An 18,155-nucleotide genomic window follows, 5' to 3' on the forward strand; every position below is an offset into this window, starting at 1 on the left:
TTGAACAAATGGAGGGATGAACATAGATAAGAAAAAGTACTTTATCCTGATGCCACCGATGTTAATAATTGGACTGTTTATAATGTATTTTCTTCCAGTAAATCAGAGAGCTTATGTATTCTTAGTTCCTATTGTATTTTGGTTGACGTACTATATCTGGGTATTTGTTGAAAGAAAAAAATATAAAAAAACAGAATAGAAATTATAGTTTGAGAGGTGTTAAAATGGTTTCGCATCAATTGCTTACTCACGATACAATTCTTGAATTATTGCCCCACATTAATACAGAACAGAATTTGCTTTTTTATAGTTATTTAACGCAACGTAAGGATAAGGCTCAATATGTTGGTCAATTTACGAATAGTCAACTTACAGCCGTATTAGCTTATTTTAGCGAACTATCCTTTCCTGCATTTTCTTTCTTCCGAGTTGAAGATCGTGATATCTTTTTTCCAGAACTCATTGCTTTTACAAGAGAAACGATCCAACTTGACGAAAGTGCTGTATGTGGCACGATACTCTGTCAACGGGACCTTGAAGTTTTTCAATCCTTCGGTCTCATCAAAGGAATTCCTCAACGTTTTTTAACTATGAAACATCAGAATGAATCGAAACTCCTTGAATCTAACATTGCAAAAAGGATAAATGAAAATGATTATTCTAAGGTAATTGATTTTTTACATAGTGGGGAAATGAGGTTTTTCACAAGGAGTGAGTTAGTGGATTATCCTTTTCTTGGAATTAAGGAAAGTGAAGATTTCATAGCTGTGGGCGGATACCATTTTTATGACTCTCAGCTAGTAGAGCTTGGGAACATTGTTACCAGGTTAGATTACAGAGGAAGAGGATTAGCTAAACGCCTAACCAGTGAATTGACACACCTCGGTAAAAAACTGTCACCAGATGTCTATCTGGGTGTATTGGCAAATAACTTGCCTGCTGTTCGCTTATATGAAGGCTTGGGGTATCAAACAACAATGGAACTTTCTATTGTGAATTTTACTTTATCCACGACAAAAATATAGTCCGAATTTATAGTCGCTATTTCAGCGGCTTTTTGTTTTATGGGTATAAGTATTAAAGGAATGGGCTTCTTTTGCCGTATATCGGCGTTTTCTTTGATCGCCGTAATTAAAAACATTTAAGCAAATACATGCGAATTGGGAATTAAATTCAGTATAACTTATTCCGGAAAAACGAATGAATACTTAATGTCATCTCTATATAGTTCGTAAATAACTGTGAACAATACGTTAATTCATTGACAATGAGTGTTATATTTATTAAAATTCGAAAGGGCATCAGGGTAAAGCAGATATGAATATCCTTATCATTGGTTTAGAATCTTAGCTTTTTAATCCTAATGACGAATATAGGAGCGGTAATATTACAATCCTATTACGATGATTAGGATTTTTTTTGTTTTTGCTCTGGAGAATAATTTGAAAGTTGGAGGCTGGCTTTAATCATGGATAATTGGTTCAAACTAAAAGAAAGAGGTACGACCGTTTCAACAGAGATCATCGCAGGGATCACGACTTTCTTCACAATGGTATACATAGTTATCGTAAACCCAGGAATACTCAGCAGCACAGGAATGGACTTTAACGGAGTATTCATTGCTACGGTGTTGGCGAGTATTGTGGCGACGCTGATTATGGGAATCGGGTCCAATTATCCGATTGTCATAGCGCCTGGCATGGGTCTGAATGCTTTCTTTGCCTATAGTGTAGTTGCTGGATATGGGGTGTCTTGGCAGGTTGCACTAGGAGCTGTATTTATAGCAGGGCTTTTGTTTATTATTTTATCGCTTACTTCATTTCGTTACATGCTGCTTGATGCCATTCCTGCGAGTCTTAAGCACGCGATAACAGCAGGGATTGGATTGTTTATTACAACGGTCGGCCTGCAAAATTCCGGGATTATTGCCGATTCAGAATCAAATTTGATTACGATCGGGAACTTGGCAGAGCCTATGACTTACCTGACCATTATCGGTTTGATTATCACGGTTGTGCTTATGGCTTACAATGTAAAAGGTTATTTGTTCATCGGAATGGTGGTAACAGCGGTTCTTGCCTGGATCATGGGACTATTTCAAATGCCGGAGTCGATTGTATCCTTGCCGCAAGGCCTCACGTCAACGGCTTTCCAACTGGATTTGGCAGGCGTATTCTCTAATGGTTTGTATACCATCATATTCACGTTCCTGTTGATCACGCTGTTTGATACGACGGGGACAATGCTCGGCGTTGCTGAACAAGCAGGACTGCTGAAGGAAGGTAAGTTTCCGCGCTCACGCGGCGCCCTATTGGCAGATGCTGTAGGGACTACGACTGGCGCTTTGCTCGGAACAAGCCCAACATCGGCTTATATCGAGTCCAGCACAGGGGTGGCTGCAGGAGGAAGAACAGGACTGACGGCGGTTACGGTAAGTGTACTGCTTGCTCTTACTTTGTTCTTTACACCTATCGTTAGTGTGATATCAGGTATCCCGGCGATCACTTCTCCGGCACTGATTATTGTGGGTTACTTTATGATTAGCGTAATCAGCAAAATCAATTGGAAGGATCTCGAAGAAACATTTCCTGCCTTCCTGATTATCATACTTACTCCGTTGACGCACAGTATTGCGACAGGCATCGGCGTAGGCTTCATTTTCTATCCGGTACTCAAGCTGCTTCGCGGAAAGGGCAAGGATGTTCATCCGATATTCTACATTTTTGCGGTATTGTTCTTCATCCAGCTTGTATTCCTGGACCACTAAGAAACGGTTTAATCCAAAAAAGGAGAACTGCTTATATAAAGGCGGCTCTCCTTTTTTATATGTAGCCCTCGGTTTAATCCTTTAGAGAAGAATTCTTCTTCGTATTTAATACCTCAAATGCTTCTATTAAAAAATCCATAGTATGCTTAGGCACCGACTCATAGGGTTTTACGTTTTTATACAGTTCTTCGTTATTTGCCTCGTCATTGAAAATGAGATTACCTAATGGAGTATCTGCAAATATGCCATGCAACTGCTGCTGTATGAAAGGATGGTCTGGTTTAAGATCCTTTACGATAGCTCGATGGACAAGCAATAACAAATTGTAAAGTTGTCCATCCAAGTACGTTTGCTTAGAGATATCCTCTGGAAACACCTTATCAATAATATCTATAGAGACATACTTTTGAAGCAGCTTTTTTTGAGCCTCCTCAACACGCATGGAATTCATAAGAAGTATGAGTATTTCAGAGTTTATTCAAAACAAAGTTCTTGTACAAAACAGAGGGCAAGAACTTTGTCTCATAACTGATTAGGTGTAAAAAATGATGAATATAATTATGCTTACGGGCAATTCTAACCTCTAGAATGAATGAATGAAGAAGTATCTAGGATGAGGAGGGGAAAGTTATGATCTATAAGCCAGCATTATTGATCATAGATGTACAAATCGGATCATTTATGAATCCTCTCTTTATACATAACAGTGAAAAATTATTAGATAATATCAAACAACTTATTACGTGGGCCCACATAAGTAAGATTCCAGTCATACTTACGCAGCATAATGGGAAATTAGGGACGCTAACCTCAAAAAAATCCTCAGGGTGGAGTCTTCATCCCGCCTTACCCTTGATCGCTCAAGATGTGAAAATTGAAAAGGACTTTCCAGATTCATTTCAAGATACCACCCTTGAATCACATTTAAATCAGCTAGACGTTAATCAACTGATTGTCGCAGGAATTCAGACTGAGATATGTGTTGATGCTACATGTCGTAGAGCATTTAGCTTAGGATATGATGTTATTTTAGCCGAAGATGGTCACAGTACTGCGGACTCTTCCTTTTTAATTGCAGATCAAATCATTACACATCATAATATCCTTCTACAAAACTGGTTTGTTTCTTTAAGCGATACCCAGGATATCATAATGTCGATTTCACGATGAGACCCTTCGTGAACACCTTGCTGAGACGGATCTAAAACTTAAGGGCTTAGAGCAGTTTCGTGGAGAAATCGAGTCCCTTATTCATTATTTTGAGCAGTGGTTGCCGCGTTGGATGCTGGAATTTCTCATTTAAATACGGCTGATTTTTATAGCAGCGGACATAACGAAATGCTTATTGGCGAGGCACTTAAAGGCAGCCAAAGAGAGAAGGCTTTTTTAGCTGTAAAGTTTGGAGCATTAGTGGCGCTAGACGGATTCAAGTACGGCCTGGATGTTAGGCCTCAACATATAAAAAATTATCTGGCCTACACGCTAAAACGGTTAAACGTAGAATATATCGATCTTTATCAATCCGGTCTCTGGATGTCCAATTTATTAAAAGTGACCTGAAAAGAATTGAAGCCGCAATTCCAGAGAATGAAATAGCAGGTGGGAGTTTTCCGCAGATGAATTTTAAAAATGGTGTTGTGGTTCGTCCGTAAGTTAATAGATAGTTCCAGACCTTGAGGGTGGTAAACTCTCAAGGTCTTTCTTATATTCTCTCACCCAGTATCGATGTTAAATATATTAAAACCTATTGTTTTTTGACTATTATCTAACGTTTTTGATCTAGGAATTATCTGGTGATTTACATAGAATTACAACTAATCCAGGATAGGTTCTACAAGAAGGGAAGAATGATATGGGAGCAAAAGTCACCCGCAAAAGAGTACGAACACGCTGGCGCAAGCATGACACCGAGCTCACGCTGCTCGTGCTTCCGACCACAATCTGGTACATTTTGTTCAGCTTCTTGCCGATGTTCGGTGTCATTATCGCTTTTAAGAATTTCAAGATTCACGGGAATTTTCTCAGTAATGTTATAAACAGCGACTGGATTGGGTTCAAAAACTTTGAATTCCTGTTCAGTTCGAACGACGTCTGGATCGTAATTCGCAATACAATCGGTTACAACATGATTTTTATTATTCTGGGTATCATCGTGCCTGTGTCACTTGCATTGATGGTTGGACAGCTGCACAGCCGCAAGGCAGCCAAGATCTATCAGACGATGATGTTTCTGCCGTATTTCCTATCGTGGGTTGTCGTTTCCGCGGTGCTTTGGGCATTCCTGAGCTATGACAAAGGGATAGCCAACCAAGTTCTGACCCATTTCAATCAGGATCCCAAAAATTGGTACATGGAACCATCGTATTGGCCTTATCTCCTTGTGTTTATGAACATGTGGAAGGGCCTCGGCTACGGGATGGTTGTCTATTTGGCGACAATCACAAGCATGGATTCAACATATTACGAAGCGGCCGTTATTGATGGCGCTAGCAAGTGGCAGCAGACACGGTATATTACGCTGCCCTTGATGAAATTTGTTATTGTGCTGATGTTTATCCTGTCTGTCGGAGGCATCTTTTCCACGGATTTTGGTTTGTTCTTCCAAGTGCCACGGGACTCCAATTCTCTCTATAACGTGACCACGACGGTCGATGTGCTTGTGTACAAACAACTCAAAACCGCGACGGTCGGTATGGCGTCCGCTTCTGCCTTCATGCAATCTGTACTGGGCTGCGGAATGATCCTATTCGCGAACTGGATCGTTCGCAAAGTTGATCCAGAAAGCGCACTGATTTAGAGAGGAGGCAGGAAGATGTCAACACAATCAAGCTACGATTCCGGTCTTGAAAAGTTTAACCGAGTCGGCAAAGGAACGAACATTTTTTTTCACCTCATCTTTATCATTTTAGCTTTGTTATGCGTAGTCCCTATCGTCGTGGTGCTATCTATTTCACTGTCTAGCGAAGCATCCATTCGAGAGACCGGTTACCAACTCCTGCCGTCGGCATTCTCGGCAGAGTCCTACAACTATATCGTTAAGCAGGGCTCGATGATTGTACGTGCGCTCGGAGTCTCCGTATTCGTTACGGTAATAGGCACGCTGATCGGCGTACTGCTCACCACTACGATGGGTTATGCATTGTCCCGTCCCCAATTTAAGCTAAAAGGACTTTTGACATGGATTGTGTTCATCCCGATGGTTTTTAACGGCGGTCTTGTCTCCAGCTATTACATCAATTCGACGATGTTGGGATTAAGCAATACAGTCTGGGCGCTGATTTTACCCTTAGCCGTTTCTTCCTTTAATGTAATCATCTGCAAAACTTTTTTCAAGACGACCATTCCGGACGGGCTGATCGAATCGGCTGAAATTGACGGAGCAGGTCAATTCCGCATCTTCTTCACAATCGTGCTCCCGATCTCACTGCCAGTTCTAGCGACGATTGGTCTGTTTCTCTGCTTCTCGTACTGGAATGACTGGTTTCAATCGATGTTGTATATTGACGACCAAAGCTTGTATTCGCTGCAGGCGCTACTGAACAGCCTGATGAGCAACGTTGATGCGCTGGCTAAAAACGCCTCGACGATGGGCATAAGCTACGCCGAGCTTGTCGCCACCATGCCCAAAGAATCGGCACGTATGGCTGTTGCGATCATTATTGTACTGCCCGTTGCTCTGGCCTACCCCTTCTTCCAGAAATACTTTATCTCCGGTTTGACGGTGGGTGCAGTTAAGGGATAAATCGAAATAAATCTGGAAATTTCAGGTTTATCATAATTTTTTCGCAGGATCGGTGCGTGTTAACTTAAGGGAGGGAATAGAGGAATGAGGACAAGGTTTAAAGCATGGATGAAAACTCCGCTTTTGATTGGAGTGGTAACGCTGGCTATCTTTGGTTTAACAGGCTGTTCCGGCTCAGACAACAATAACGCGTCAAACAACACGTCAGCGGAAAACTCAGGATCGAATGCAGGCGAAGGTTCCGGCGAGGTACCTACGCTGGTGTGGTGGACGATCGGCGGACAAGTGCCAGCCAATTTTGATAAGGCAATTGAGAAGATAAACGAATATACGGCAGAGAAGATTGGTGTAAAAATCGATCTCCGCGTTGCCAGTTGGGGCGATTGGGACACGAAGATCAATACGATTGTAAACTCCGGTGAAGCTTTCGACATTATGTTTACGAATAACGGAAAATACAGTCAACAGGTCAACATGGGCGCATTCACGGATATTACCGACCTTGTGCCAAGTACGGTACCGGACTTGCACAGCTATATCCCAGAATTGGTGTGGGATGGAACGAAAGTCGGTGGCAAGATTTACGCTGTTCCAACGTATAAGGATTCTTCATTAACCCAGTACTGGGTGTTTGACGATGCGCTCGTTCAAAAGTACAATGTCGACCTCGGCAGCATCAAGACACTACAGGATCTGGACAAGCCATTCCGTGACATCAAGGCTGGTGAAGGCAAAGGGTTCTATCCACTTTCCTTGACTCAAGGAGAGGGCATTAACGGTTTCTTTAATGACTATGACGATATGACTCTCGGCTTTCAGCCGATCGGCGTAAAGGCCGAAGATGAATCCCGAACAGTCGTTTCTGTTCTGGAACAACCGGATATACAGGGAAAACTGAAGCTCATGCATCAATGGTACAAGGACGGCATTATCAATCCGGATGCGCCAACCAAGATCGAGGCCGACCCTTATCGCCCGTTCTTCAGTGCGCAGGCGTTCCCTGGTGCAGAAGTGAATTGGCAGATCTCGGCGGGTATTGATAAATACGACATGGTTCAAATTCTGGGTCCGATCTATACAACCAGCACAATCCAGGGATCCATGAACGCAATCTCTGCCAACTCCAAGTACAAGGAAGAAGCGCTTAAATATCTGGAACTGGTAAACACCGACCCCAAGCTGCGCAATATGCTTGCTTATGGCGAAGAGGGTGTCGATTTCGATTATGTAAACGACAATACAGTTGAACGGAAAACGGATTCGTGGCCGCTGGCGGCCTATACACAAGGAACGTTCTTCAACATGGCTGTCACAAAAGGCGCACCTGAAGATCAGTGGGATCAGGTCCGCAAGCTGAATGAAGCAGCCACCTCATCTTCGATCCTTGGCTTTGCACTGGATATTAGTGAACTCGGCACTGAAGTAGCCAATGTGAAGGCTGTATGGAACAAATACAATTATGAGCTGATCACTGGCGCATCCGATCCGGAAAAAAAGATACCGCAAATTATAGAAGAGTTGAAGAAAGCTGGATTGGATAAGATTATGGAAGCCGCACAAGAACAGATCAACGCATATTTCAAATCATAATCCTTGAGACTTGCGACAATAACCCGAACGGAGCCGTTGTGGCCGTTCGGGCTTTCCAATCTTACTGGTGACATTTGCATTTAATTTGAGTTTATAACGGATTGATTTGTCCGACAAATAGCTATATGGTAAAACTATAAGTCTCAATATAATCCAACTGCTAAGGAGAGCTGCATGTTTTCCTTCTTTCAAATCAAAATCTACCGCCGCAAATTTATTGCTTACGCGATTTTTACGTTATTCATGGGTCTGATTTTAAGCGTATTGACCACATTTGTTTTGCTGCAGCAGTGGTTAGAGAATGCTCAGAATCAAGCGGCAGATGCATTCTCCCGGGTTGAAAGCATTCTTCAAAACGATGCTGAGCGGATCGAATCCTATTTACAGCGAGTTTACTCCAATAACGGTCTGGTGGCAGACGTTCGTTATTTTCTCGCCAACAGCGCGGAAGGTTATCTGACGGGAAGACTCCAGAACAGCCGCTATGATCAGCCTCTCGCATCGTTTCCAGAGGATGTGAAAGCTTTTCTCGGCAGTGGGCAGGAAGATATTATCCAGGTGAGTCTGCATACCGAGGAACGAGGCAACGTAGTACGTTTCGCCAGTAACGGTGCGACGAGCTTTTTGTTTAATCTGCCTAACACGGATGATATATTTCGAGAGACAATCCAAAGAGGTTTCGTCATCCGTAAGCAGCTGCTGGACGAAAATCAAATCTCACGCCAGCTCGGTGAGTTTCGTTTTTTGGTCAGCAGCGATGTATTATTCAAAGGCGTGCAGAACAATCAATGGATCGAAAACGGAGTCGTCAGCGCGGCTGGAGATGTCTATCTCATGGACGTTGGAGGCAGAGCCACCCAGGAATTATTCATAAAGGCTGCTTCAAAAGAACGTACCAAGGGGTTTATGCAGTTAGGCAAGCTGAATCGCGCATTTTATGTGACCCATTCGTCCAATGCTTACGATTACCAATTGATTAGTATTGTAGACATGGCAGTGCTTATCCGACAAAAAACCGGTATGCTGCTTATCGTGTTCTTGATCTTCTTGGCAGCTATGGTCAGTTTTCTCCTTTTAATCGGATACAATCTTCGTGAAGACGCAGGTTTTCTGCAACGAATTATCTATTCCATCCAACGTGTAAAATCCGCCAATTTTACGCCAATCAGTCCGACCCGCTATCGAAAGAATGAGTACGGAATGATCGCGAGGGAACTCGACGATATGACGCATCAGCTCAACCAACATATTCGAACCGAGTACTTGCTAAAACTGAAACAGAAGGAAACAGAAATGAAAGCGCTTCAAAATCAAATTAACCCTCATTTTTTGTACAATACACTTGAAATAATCCGATCGTTTGCGTTGGCGGGCCGCGCGGTTGATACGGCTGAAGCGGTAGCTACACTGGGCTCGTTATATCGTGAAATCGTGAAGAACGAAGATATTATTCTGTTGGGCAGTGAGCTGGCTTTGCTTGAAAAATACTTAAAGATCATGGAATTTAAATATCCGGACAAATTCTATTATCAAATCAATGTGGACCAGGGACTGCTGGCTTTACCTACCGTTAAGTTCTGGATGCAGCCGCTCGCCGAGAACTTTTTCGTACACGGCTTCCATTCGGACCACGAATTTAATCTGCTTGTTGTGAATGGATTGGAAAATGCCCACTCATACGTATTGGAGATTGTAGACAATGGGAACTCGATCTCGGAAGATCGATTAGCTGATATCCGCCGCAATCTGTCTTTTGTCGGGGACTCGGCATCGGAGAGCATCGGCCTACGCAACGTTTATACACGGCTTCATTTTTTCTATGGGAAAGGCTTTACCATGCAAATTGAAAATAATGTGGAAGCTGGTGTCAAAGTTACCTTAACCATAGCGAAGGAGGCATAACGTATGTACAAACTTCTAATCGTTGATGACGAGCCGCTAATTCTGGAAGGAATCAAGCGAACGCTGGATTGGGAAATGCTTGGCTTCAGACAGATCGAGACCAGCGAAACCTATGGGGATGCGCTAACAAAGGCCGTGGAGTTTTGGCCGGACCTAGCAATCTTTGACGTTTGCATTGGCAAGGATCGCGGCTATAACGCCATTCACAAGCTTAATGAGCTCGGGCTCCCGACTACCTATATTATGATGAGCGGTTATGGTGAGTTCGAATACGCCCTGGAGGCTATTCATTGTGGGGTTAAGGATTATCTACTCAAACCCGTTGAGCGAGCAAAGCTTCAAGCTCTGATTGAACGAGTCATCGTCGAAAATTTGAACGGTACGCTGGAGGGAAGAAATCTGAGCCACCGTGATATAGACCCCATATTGGAAGTGCGCTACGACAGCTTATCCAAGCTAACCAACCGCATTTTGCTAATGGTTAAGGCTGAATACAATCAAAATCTTAATCTCAAAGAGTTGGCGAGCCGTTTTCGCATGAACGGAACCTATCTTGGACAGTTGTTTCTGAAGGAAACCAAGATGAAATTTTCGGAGTACCTTATGGCTTACCGGATGTTATGTGCGCGAGATCGTATTCAGGCTACAAACGAGAAGATATCGACGATTGCGCTTTCCGTCGGTTACGCCAATCTAAACTACTTTTACACGCATTTCCAAGCCTACTTCCGCAAATCGCCTTCCGATCTGCGGAGAAAGGAGTAGTTCAGAAATGATACATTCATGTATCTGGAACACATTTATCAAGGCTATCCTGATTACAGTGATGTTGACGCTGCTTCTGTCCGGGTGTATCTCCATATCGGGCAAGAACGAGGAATTCGACAAAAATATCAACACAGTGAATCTGATTTATTATACGCTTGGCAATTCTGATCCGGATCTGAAGATGGTAAACGATAAAATCAATGAATTGTTGGCTCAAAAAATCGGAATCACTATTACATATATCAAGATTGGTTGGCAGGAGTACAATGACCGGATCAATACACTAATTTCGACGGGAACTCCTTTTGATATCGCTTTTACCACGGATTACTCAAGCTATGTTCAACGGGGAGCATGGCTGAGACTGGACAGCTACTTATCCAACTTCGGCAAGGATATGTACGACGCGATCGACCCCGTTCTATGGCAGGGCGTTCGCATGGAAGACGGAGGCATCTACGGCGTGCCCACGAATAAGGAGCTTGCGGTCCGCATGCAATGGATGTATCCGGAGACGCTTGTCCAAAAGTATGACATTGATATTACGAAGTACAACAGCCTGGAATCTCTGGATCCGCTGTTCCAAATGATCAAGGAAAAGGAACCCTCCTATCAGTTGATGGAGATGGACAAGGATTCCCAGAACTTCTTCGCCATGTACGGTTACGAATATGTGCTGGACAAACCGCTACCGCTCATGGTGCGTTCTCTGGATCCCGACGCGCATGTGATCAATATATTTGAGGCCAAGGAAGCAAGGCAGGTGCTGGATACACTCCGCAGCTATTACGTCAAGGGTTACATCAATGAAGACGCGGCCCTGCGGGAGAGCCAAAATCTCAAACGCGAAGAACGGGTTTTCTGGAAATCTGCGGGAGGGGGACCACTTTCGGAAAACAGCTGGAGCAAGGATCGCGGCTATAAGGTTGTTGCTTATCCTGTGACCCCGCCACTAATCACGACGGAATCCGTTCGCGGCGGGATTATGGCAATAAACGCAAAGTCAGCGCACCCCGTTGAAAGCGTAAAGTTTTTGAATTTGCTCAACACGGACCCGGAGATCCGCAATCTGTTTAATTACGGTATTGAAGGTGTGCATTATACGTTGGACAAGAACGGGCAGGTGCTGCTGAAATCTTCGGGAGACAGCGGCAATGATCCGGTATCAGAAGTCGGCTATGAAGGTGTGCAATATACACAAGGAAACTGGTTCATTCTCAAAACGATCGGTGGAAAATATCCCGATCCGTTGGATAAGTGGGATCAGTACCGAGCAGCAAACGCGGAATACGTTACATCGAAGTTGCTCGGATTTACGCCGAATTTAACCAGTATGTCCATTCAGGTCAACCTCATAAAAATGGTTTGGGAAAAGTACTATCCAAGCCTGATGACCGGCAGTGTGGATGTGGACAGGGTACTGCCCAAATTTAATGAGGAGCTGAAGCAGGCAGGTCTGGACGAGGTGCGGACAGAAGTGCAGAGGCAACTTGACGTTTGGCGTGTTGATCAGATGCATGGCATTCACAGTGTTCGTCAAAAAGCTCACTAAATTATTTGCCAATTGAAAGGGTGTTCAGGATGTGGTATTTACTCCTTTGTAATTGAACGCTTGTATTTGTCTTTCGTTGTCGAGTAAGATGTAAGAGATTTTAAAATACCCAAATTAAATATCGGGAACAGGTGTCTGGTCGCAAACATTGCTTGTCGGCCAAACTTAAAAGGGAAGTCGGTGCGATGCCGACGCGGTCCCGCCACTGTGACGGAGGAGCAGGTAGCCTACTTAGCCACTGATTGAGATCAATCGGGAAGGCCGCTGCCATGTGACGATTCCGGAGCCAGGAGACCTGCCTGTTTCGACAGCACTGCTGTACCTACGGGAGATAGGAAGGTGTTAGATGAACCGTCATAATTTGCATAATTATGGAGGCGTCTTTCCCTATGCTTTTTCAGGGGAAAGACGTCTTTTTTGGTTGTCTACAGATGTCATGAGTACAGATGTCCACAAGGTTGTGGGTTATGAGGAGGGAGTCCATCAATGCGGTATGAATTAGTCCATTTTTTGTCTCACGTAGAAAATGAACAAACGATGATCAGAGTCATTCGAAATTTAAATGCCGATGCATATGGCGACCTGCTTCATCATCTGGAATATACATCTCCAGACACACAAGAGCGCTGGCAGAAGATACTACGAAAAGTACTAAGTTAGATTTGCTAGCAAGTAGAACATTATAGTACATTCTGGCTGGTAAAATCGATGCATAAAGAACGTAAGAAAAATCAATTGTCGAGGGAGAAAACGATTGTTCCAATTCAAAGTCGCTATTTTATAGCGGCTTTTTGTATTATTACGGTTAGCCAGTAATGTTAGTGAAGGCTTATACGTTTGCGCTATCCGCTGCTTAAAAGGTAATCTTTTGAAGACTCTTAAATGATTCTTTTATAATTCATTTGTTGAATAAATAGCATTTCCATTGAAAATAGCTGAACACGATCCATAATTTACAAGTTTACTAGAAACTTTTTCCTAAATCTAGCGTCTAATAGTATGACTTTTTGAGAGGATAACAATTACTTGGGAGCAGAAGGAGCCAAAGACAAAGCATGAATATGAAGAAGAAATTGTCCATTTTTACCGCTTTAGCCGTTTTTCAAGCATTTGCAGTCGGTTCAGTGAGTGCGCAATCAGCACCGCAAGATGACACAGCATCAGTAAATACGGCCAAAGTAGAATCGGTTGAGGTATTGAAGCAGGAGCAGCCGATCGCTGAGAGTGAAGTAAAGACAGGGAGCAATAATGCATCCACCAATACGCCGTCCACTAAAGGAAAAGAAACCGGAACTTTGACAGGCACTGAGGCAACACCCAAAACAGATATCGAGAAATCCGCCATTGATGGCGAAGGGTCGACTACAAACGAAACGAGTACGAAACCTGTAAACCAAGAGGGAACCCCCGAGGATGTTGAAACGCCAGCTACGCCAGCTCAAATAGAGCAACCATCTATTGATGGAAATTCTGCCGTAGCAGCAGGCGGCAATCTGACGTTGTACATGAATAGCAACAAAATGGAGCAGGATGGCAAAACGTATCTTGCTGGCCAGCCCATGACTGTAAAAAACGGCGTATCCTATGTTGCGATCCGTGCACTGGTGGACCGTGTGGGATACGGGGTCAAATACGATAATAAAACCAAAGAAACGATCATCATCAGTGGTGATAATGAGCTCCGATTCAAAACCAACAGCACGGTCTATACCGTAAATGGAGAGTCCAGAACAATGAAAGGCCCTGCTTATCAGCAAAAAAATACGTTCATGGTGCCGTTAACTTCCATTACTCAAGCTCTGAACATCACCTATAAAGTGAATCAGTCGGCTAAAACGGTTGTGCTGAATCTCAATACTAAACCCGTTGCAAGCTTTGTGATTTCCCAAAAGGAAATTTTTGCGGGCGATAAAGTGGACTATGTGACTTCTTCCAGTTCTCCAAATGGTCTGGATATCCTAGACGAACGCTGGACAGGTCGTCAGGAATCATTTGATCAAGCGGGTACATATACGATTTCATATCAAGTACAGGATTCCAATGGTCAATGGAGCGATCCCTATTCGATGACGATTCAAGTACTGAGTCCTAATCTTCCTCCTGTAGCCATGTTCACTACAGACAAGGAACAATATAAAATGGGCGAAAAAATAACATACATCGACCAAAGTACAGATGATGAAAACAGTATTGAAAAAACGGTATGGGAAAACAATTCGCTGGCCTTCTTTGAACCCGGTCCAAAAACGGTAACACTCACCGTTACTGACAATCACGGCGCGACGAACACGTACTCCAAAGTTATAACCATAACCAATGAGACATTATATTCATTTTCCGATTTCAATTTACTCTTCACGCCGGTAGGACAGAAATTCACCTTCAACGGTGGCGAAGTGACTTCTATGGAAAAAGCACCTTATACGTACAGGGATGAGCCAAGTCTGCTGATCCGCAGCAACAGTCCGGAAACGGTTAATACGGAAGGCATCGTATATAAAGAATCATCTTCAGGGCAGACCCGTTTCATGATTCATCATGTTAACAATACAGGCAAAAGAGTAAAAATGTATGTTATTGCAACCAATAACAACCCCAATCCGGCCGTATTCGAACAACAAAATATGGGCTTTGCTGGGCCTACACCGTATGCTACCGTAGCTGGGAAACTATCGATTGATAAATGGTTCAAATCGATTCAGACCAGAGCCGATCAAAAGAAAGAGGTTATTCAACCTGGAGAAAGCAAACTGATTTTGACCGAGCTAAATAAAACTCCGATGAAAGAAGGACAAGTGATCTCACTCTATTCGGATGCTTATAGTGATTATTCCCTGGACTATAACGTTATCCTCGTCGAAGAAAATAAAGATCCGTTCGAGACTTTACCAATGCTACCTGTGCTTGATCGTGACGGTGTGCACAACCGTGGAACGTACCCGAATGCGACTCGTATCATTACGTATGATCAGCTAGTGGGAGTCAAACCTGCTCGTCTGCCACTGGGTGATAACGCAAGCGATCCCAATCTGGTTGGAACAGATCCAATGGCTTACACAGACGCATCCAACGCGGGTAATTTTGGCGTATTGTACAAAATCACGCTGAATAATGTGGCTCCGCGTACGTTAATCTCATTTAACCCTCGTGGAGGGAAATACTCAGGAGTGGCTCTAGTGAACAATCAGGTTGTATCCATTGCCGATGGTAACGTTGCTGTTAGCAATTCAAGTGAACAAAGCGTTCTTTACCGCACAGGGGCATATGGAGAGAGCGTAACGATTCTTTTCTCTGCCGCGCCAGGAAGCAACCTGCCGGTTAATCTACTCTTTACACCGCTCCCATCGGAGAAGTGATGAAGTTGTCTCTCATAAGCTAGAGCGGGAATGAATGATTGGGTTGGCGTATTAACTATCGAAGTGAAGGACTCCATAAGGAGTCTTTTCTTTTCACTGGGGATATGAGGATATACGGAATGGATGCTGCTTAAAAAGCCACTATAGAACCGCTTATTTCTACTGAGGAGGAATCAAATTCCGATGAATGTAGTCGTCAAGTTGATACGTGAATTCAAGGAGCGCGATACCCGGCGTTTGTTGAAAGATTATCGAGACAAAGTGGAGCTTATCAGGAAACGGAATTTGGAAGCGTGGGAAGATCAGCGTCTACAAGTGGAATCCCTTCGGCTGCAAGAAGAAGCACGATCAGGCACGCATTTGGATGAGCTGCTTGTTGATGCTTATGCGTTAGTCTGCGAGGCTGCGAAGAGAACACTCGGATTACAGCCTTACGATGTCCAGATTATGGCTGCTATCGCTTTGCACGAGAGATTTTTGATCGAGCAGCATACCGGTGAAGGAAAAACACTCTCTGCTGTTATGCCTGCTTATCTCAACGCGTTGACAGGCGAAGGCGTTCATGTACTCACTTTTAACGACTACTTGGCAAATCGAGATGCGGAGTGGATGGGCCCGATCTACCGCTTCCTCGGATTAACGGTAAGCTCGGTTCAAGCGGGCATGAGCCTGTTGGAGAAACGGAAGCGTACGCCAAGGATATAACCTATGTTACGGCTAAAGAAGCAGGGTTCGATTATTTGCGTGACACAATAGCATTAAATGAAGCTGATACCGTACACCGTCCTTTCCACTACGTCATCGTCGACGAAGCGGATTCATTGCTTCTTGATGAAGCGCGGGTGCCGCTAGTCATTAGTGGCGATTCGAGCGCTTCCAAGAATGACGGTATTCTTTTCGCAGAAGTGGCCCGGCAGCTTCAGCCAGCAGAGCATTACGATTTTGACGAGTTCCAGCGGAACGTTTACTTGAATGATGCGGGTGCTGCGAAAGCGGAGTTGCTGCTGGGATGCGGCAATTTGTACGATAGCCATAATAGTCATTTGTTAACGTCATTGAATTGTGCGCTGCATGTGGAAGCGTTATTAAAAAAAGACGTCGATTACATCGTCCGGGATGGTGAAATTGAGTTAATCGAAGAACATACCGGCCGTGTGGCTGAGAACAGGTATTTGCCGGACGGGCTGCAAGCTGCACTGGTGGCGAAAGAAGGGTTGCAGTGGAAGGCCGGTGGTAGAATTCTCGGTACGATCACCATTCAACATTTCATTAGCCTGTATTCGGGAATTTGCGGAATGACGGCTACGGCGCTCGCTTCAGCAATGGAATTCGAAGATATCTATGCGCTGCAGGTCGTGCAAATTCCGCCGAACCAGCCAAACATACGGATCGACCACCAGCACCGAATTTACACCCATAAAGAAGCCAAATATAAGGCGCTTGTACAAGAAATCTCTTCCGTCCATAGGGTGGGACGCCCCATTCTTATTGGTACGTCAAGCGTCGAGGAGTCTGACATGCTGGCGGAGGCGCTTGCGATTGCCGGCGTATCTTGTCAGGTTCTGAATGCGAAAAACGATGCGAAAGAAGCCGAGATCATCGCCAAAGCGGGAGAAATCGGGGCCGTAACGGTATCTACGAATATGGCAGGGCGCGGCGTCGACATTCGTCTCGGTGGAGGCAACCCAGCGCAGGCAGAAGTGGTTGCCAAGCTGGGCGGATTATACGTGATAGGTACATATGTGAACGAGAGCATGCGGATTGACAACCAGTTGCGCGGGCGTTCCGGCCGCCAAGGTGATCCGGGTGCTTCCGTATTCTATATAAGCCTGGAAGACGAGTTGATGCTTCGCTTCGGCATTCATAAATTGTTTCGTGCCCCCAGGCAGGACGAGGTTCTGAATGATCCGGCGCTCCGCAGCAAAATCGAGCATATTCAGCGCGTGATTATTGGCCAAAACTTCGATATTCAGCGGGAATTGAACGGTTATTCGGATATGGTGGAGGATCAGCGGCGAATCCTTTACGAGGAGCGGCTCGAAATATTGAAAGGCGAGAGGAAGATGAGTCCTTCAGAGCAGCGGGTACGGCTTTTTTATATCGACGAATTCTGGGCTGACCATCTGGCATACGTTTCTTACATTCGCGAAAGCATCCATCTCGAGAGCATTACCAGTCGTAACCCGATCGACGAGTTTCATACGCAAATTACCCAAGCATTCGAGCAAATTCCGGCTAAAATAGATCATGAGTCGGCGAATATGCTTAGAAAACTCGGAGGTTCGAATGATCCGGCGAAATGGGAACAGTTCGGTCTGAAGAGTCCTATTTCGACTCGGACTTATATGATCAACGATCAATATAGCCAAGATAAGCGCAGCTCATGGACCGGAACGACGGTATTTGCTTTTTGGGGCAGTAAGATTTTGAAGCTGTTACTGAGGCCGATATATAGGATGTCAAAATATTGATGGGAGC

The 18,155-nt window shown here is 44.3% G+C and carries 13 protein-coding genes, 1 pseudogene and 1 riboswitch; of the genes and pseudogenes, 13 read left to right on the forward strand and 1 reads right to left on the reverse strand.

Annotated elements, in window-relative coordinates; all coding sequences use genetic code 11:
* The first annotated feature begins 224 nt into the window (after nt 1-224).
* Nucleotides 225-1,025: a GNAT family N-acetyltransferase gene (locus CRO25_RS04800; protein ID WP_079693751.1), complete on the forward strand. Its 801-nt coding sequence runs from the start codon at nt 225-227 to the stop codon at nt 1,023-1,025.
* Between the two features lie 443 nt (nt 1,026-1,468).
* Nucleotides 1,469-2,767 (forward strand): NCS2 family permease, encoded by a 1,299-nt coding sequence (locus tag CRO25_RS04805; RefSeq protein ID WP_063563691.1) that lies wholly within the window; start codon nt 1,469-1,471, stop codon nt 2,765-2,767.
* A gap of 73 nt (nt 2,768-2,840) precedes the next feature.
* Here the strand turns inward: CRO25_RS04805 and CRO25_RS04810 are convergent, their stop codons facing one another.
* Nucleotides 2,841-3,209: a hypothetical protein gene (locus CRO25_RS04810; RefSeq protein ID WP_079693750.1), complete on the reverse strand. Its 369-nt coding sequence runs from the start codon at nt 3,207-3,209 to the stop codon at nt 2,841-2,843.
* Between the two features lie 188 nt (nt 3,210-3,397).
* Here CRO25_RS04810 and CRO25_RS04815 point away from each other — a divergent pair, with 188 nt between their 5' ends.
* The 11 genes and pseudogenes from CRO25_RS04815 (at nt 3,398) to CRO25_RS04860 (ending at nt 18,148) form a co-directional block, all read left to right on the forward strand.
* The gene (locus CRO25_RS04815; RefSeq protein WP_079693749.1) at nt 3,398-3,937 is read left to right on the forward strand and encodes a cysteine hydrolase family protein; all 540 of its coding nucleotides are present in this window, start codon (nt 3,398-3,400) and stop codon (nt 3,935-3,937) included.
* Between the two features lie 96 nt (nt 3,938-4,033).
* On the forward strand, nt 4,034-4,327 hold the full coding sequence (locus CRO25_RS04820; protein ID WP_256863541.1) for an aldo/keto reductase: 294 nt from the start codon (nt 4,034-4,036) through the stop codon (nt 4,325-4,327).
* 292 nt (nt 4,328-4,619) lie between these two features.
* Nucleotides 4,620-5,564, forward strand: coding sequence for a sugar ABC transporter permease (locus CRO25_RS04825; protein WP_063563694.1), 945 nt, complete (start codon nt 4,620-4,622; stop codon nt 5,562-5,564).
* A 15-nt stretch (nt 5,565-5,579) separates the two neighbouring features.
* Nucleotides 5,580-6,509: a carbohydrate ABC transporter permease gene (locus CRO25_RS04830; RefSeq protein ID WP_079693748.1), complete on the forward strand. Its 930-nt coding sequence runs from the start codon at nt 5,580-5,582 to the stop codon at nt 6,507-6,509.
* 108 nt (nt 6,510-6,617) lie between these two features.
* Nucleotides 6,618-8,099, forward strand: coding sequence for an ABC transporter substrate-binding protein (locus tag CRO25_RS04835; RefSeq protein WP_097115731.1), 1,482 nt, complete (start codon nt 6,618-6,620; stop codon nt 8,097-8,099).
* Between the two features lie 174 nt (nt 8,100-8,273).
* Nucleotides 8,274-10,001, forward strand: coding sequence for a sensor histidine kinase (locus tag CRO25_RS04840; protein ID WP_079693746.1), 1,728 nt, complete (start codon nt 8,274-8,276; stop codon nt 9,999-10,001).
* A 3-nt stretch (nt 10,002-10,004) separates the two neighbouring features.
* The gene (locus tag CRO25_RS04845) at nt 10,005-10,766 is read left to right on the forward strand and encodes a response regulator (RefSeq protein WP_079693745.1); all 762 of its coding nucleotides are present in this window, start codon (nt 10,005-10,007) and stop codon (nt 10,764-10,766) included.
* Between the two features lie 7 nt (nt 10,767-10,773).
* Nucleotides 10,774-12,321: an ABC transporter substrate-binding protein gene (locus CRO25_RS04850; RefSeq protein ID WP_079693744.1), complete on the forward strand. Its 1,548-nt coding sequence runs from the start codon at nt 10,774-10,776 to the stop codon at nt 12,319-12,321.
* 112 nt (nt 12,322-12,433) lie between these two features.
* Nucleotides 12,434-12,639: riboswitch (cobalamin riboswitch) on the forward strand.
* Nucleotides 12,640-12,807: 168 nt separating this feature from the next.
* On the forward strand, nt 12,808-12,981 hold the full coding sequence (locus CRO25_RS33195; protein WP_161490550.1) for a hypothetical protein: 174 nt from the start codon (nt 12,808-12,810) through the stop codon (nt 12,979-12,981).
* 395 nt (nt 12,982-13,376) lie between these two features.
* Nucleotides 13,377-15,677 carry a stalk domain-containing protein gene (locus tag CRO25_RS04855; RefSeq protein ID WP_079693743.1) on the forward strand — a complete coding sequence of 767 codons (2,301 nt, stop codon included), beginning with the start codon at nt 13,377-13,379 and terminating at the stop codon, nt 15,675-15,677.
* Between the two features lie 183 nt (nt 15,678-15,860).
* A pseudogene (locus CRO25_RS04860) lies at nt 15,861-18,148 on the forward strand (DEAD/DEAH box helicase).
* Nucleotides 18,149-18,155 lie beyond the last annotated feature (7 nt).

The organism is Paenibacillus sp. RU5M, from assembly GCF_900221055.1.
Lineage (GTDB): Bacteria > Bacillota > Bacilli > Paenibacillales > Paenibacillaceae > Paenibacillus > Paenibacillus marchantiae.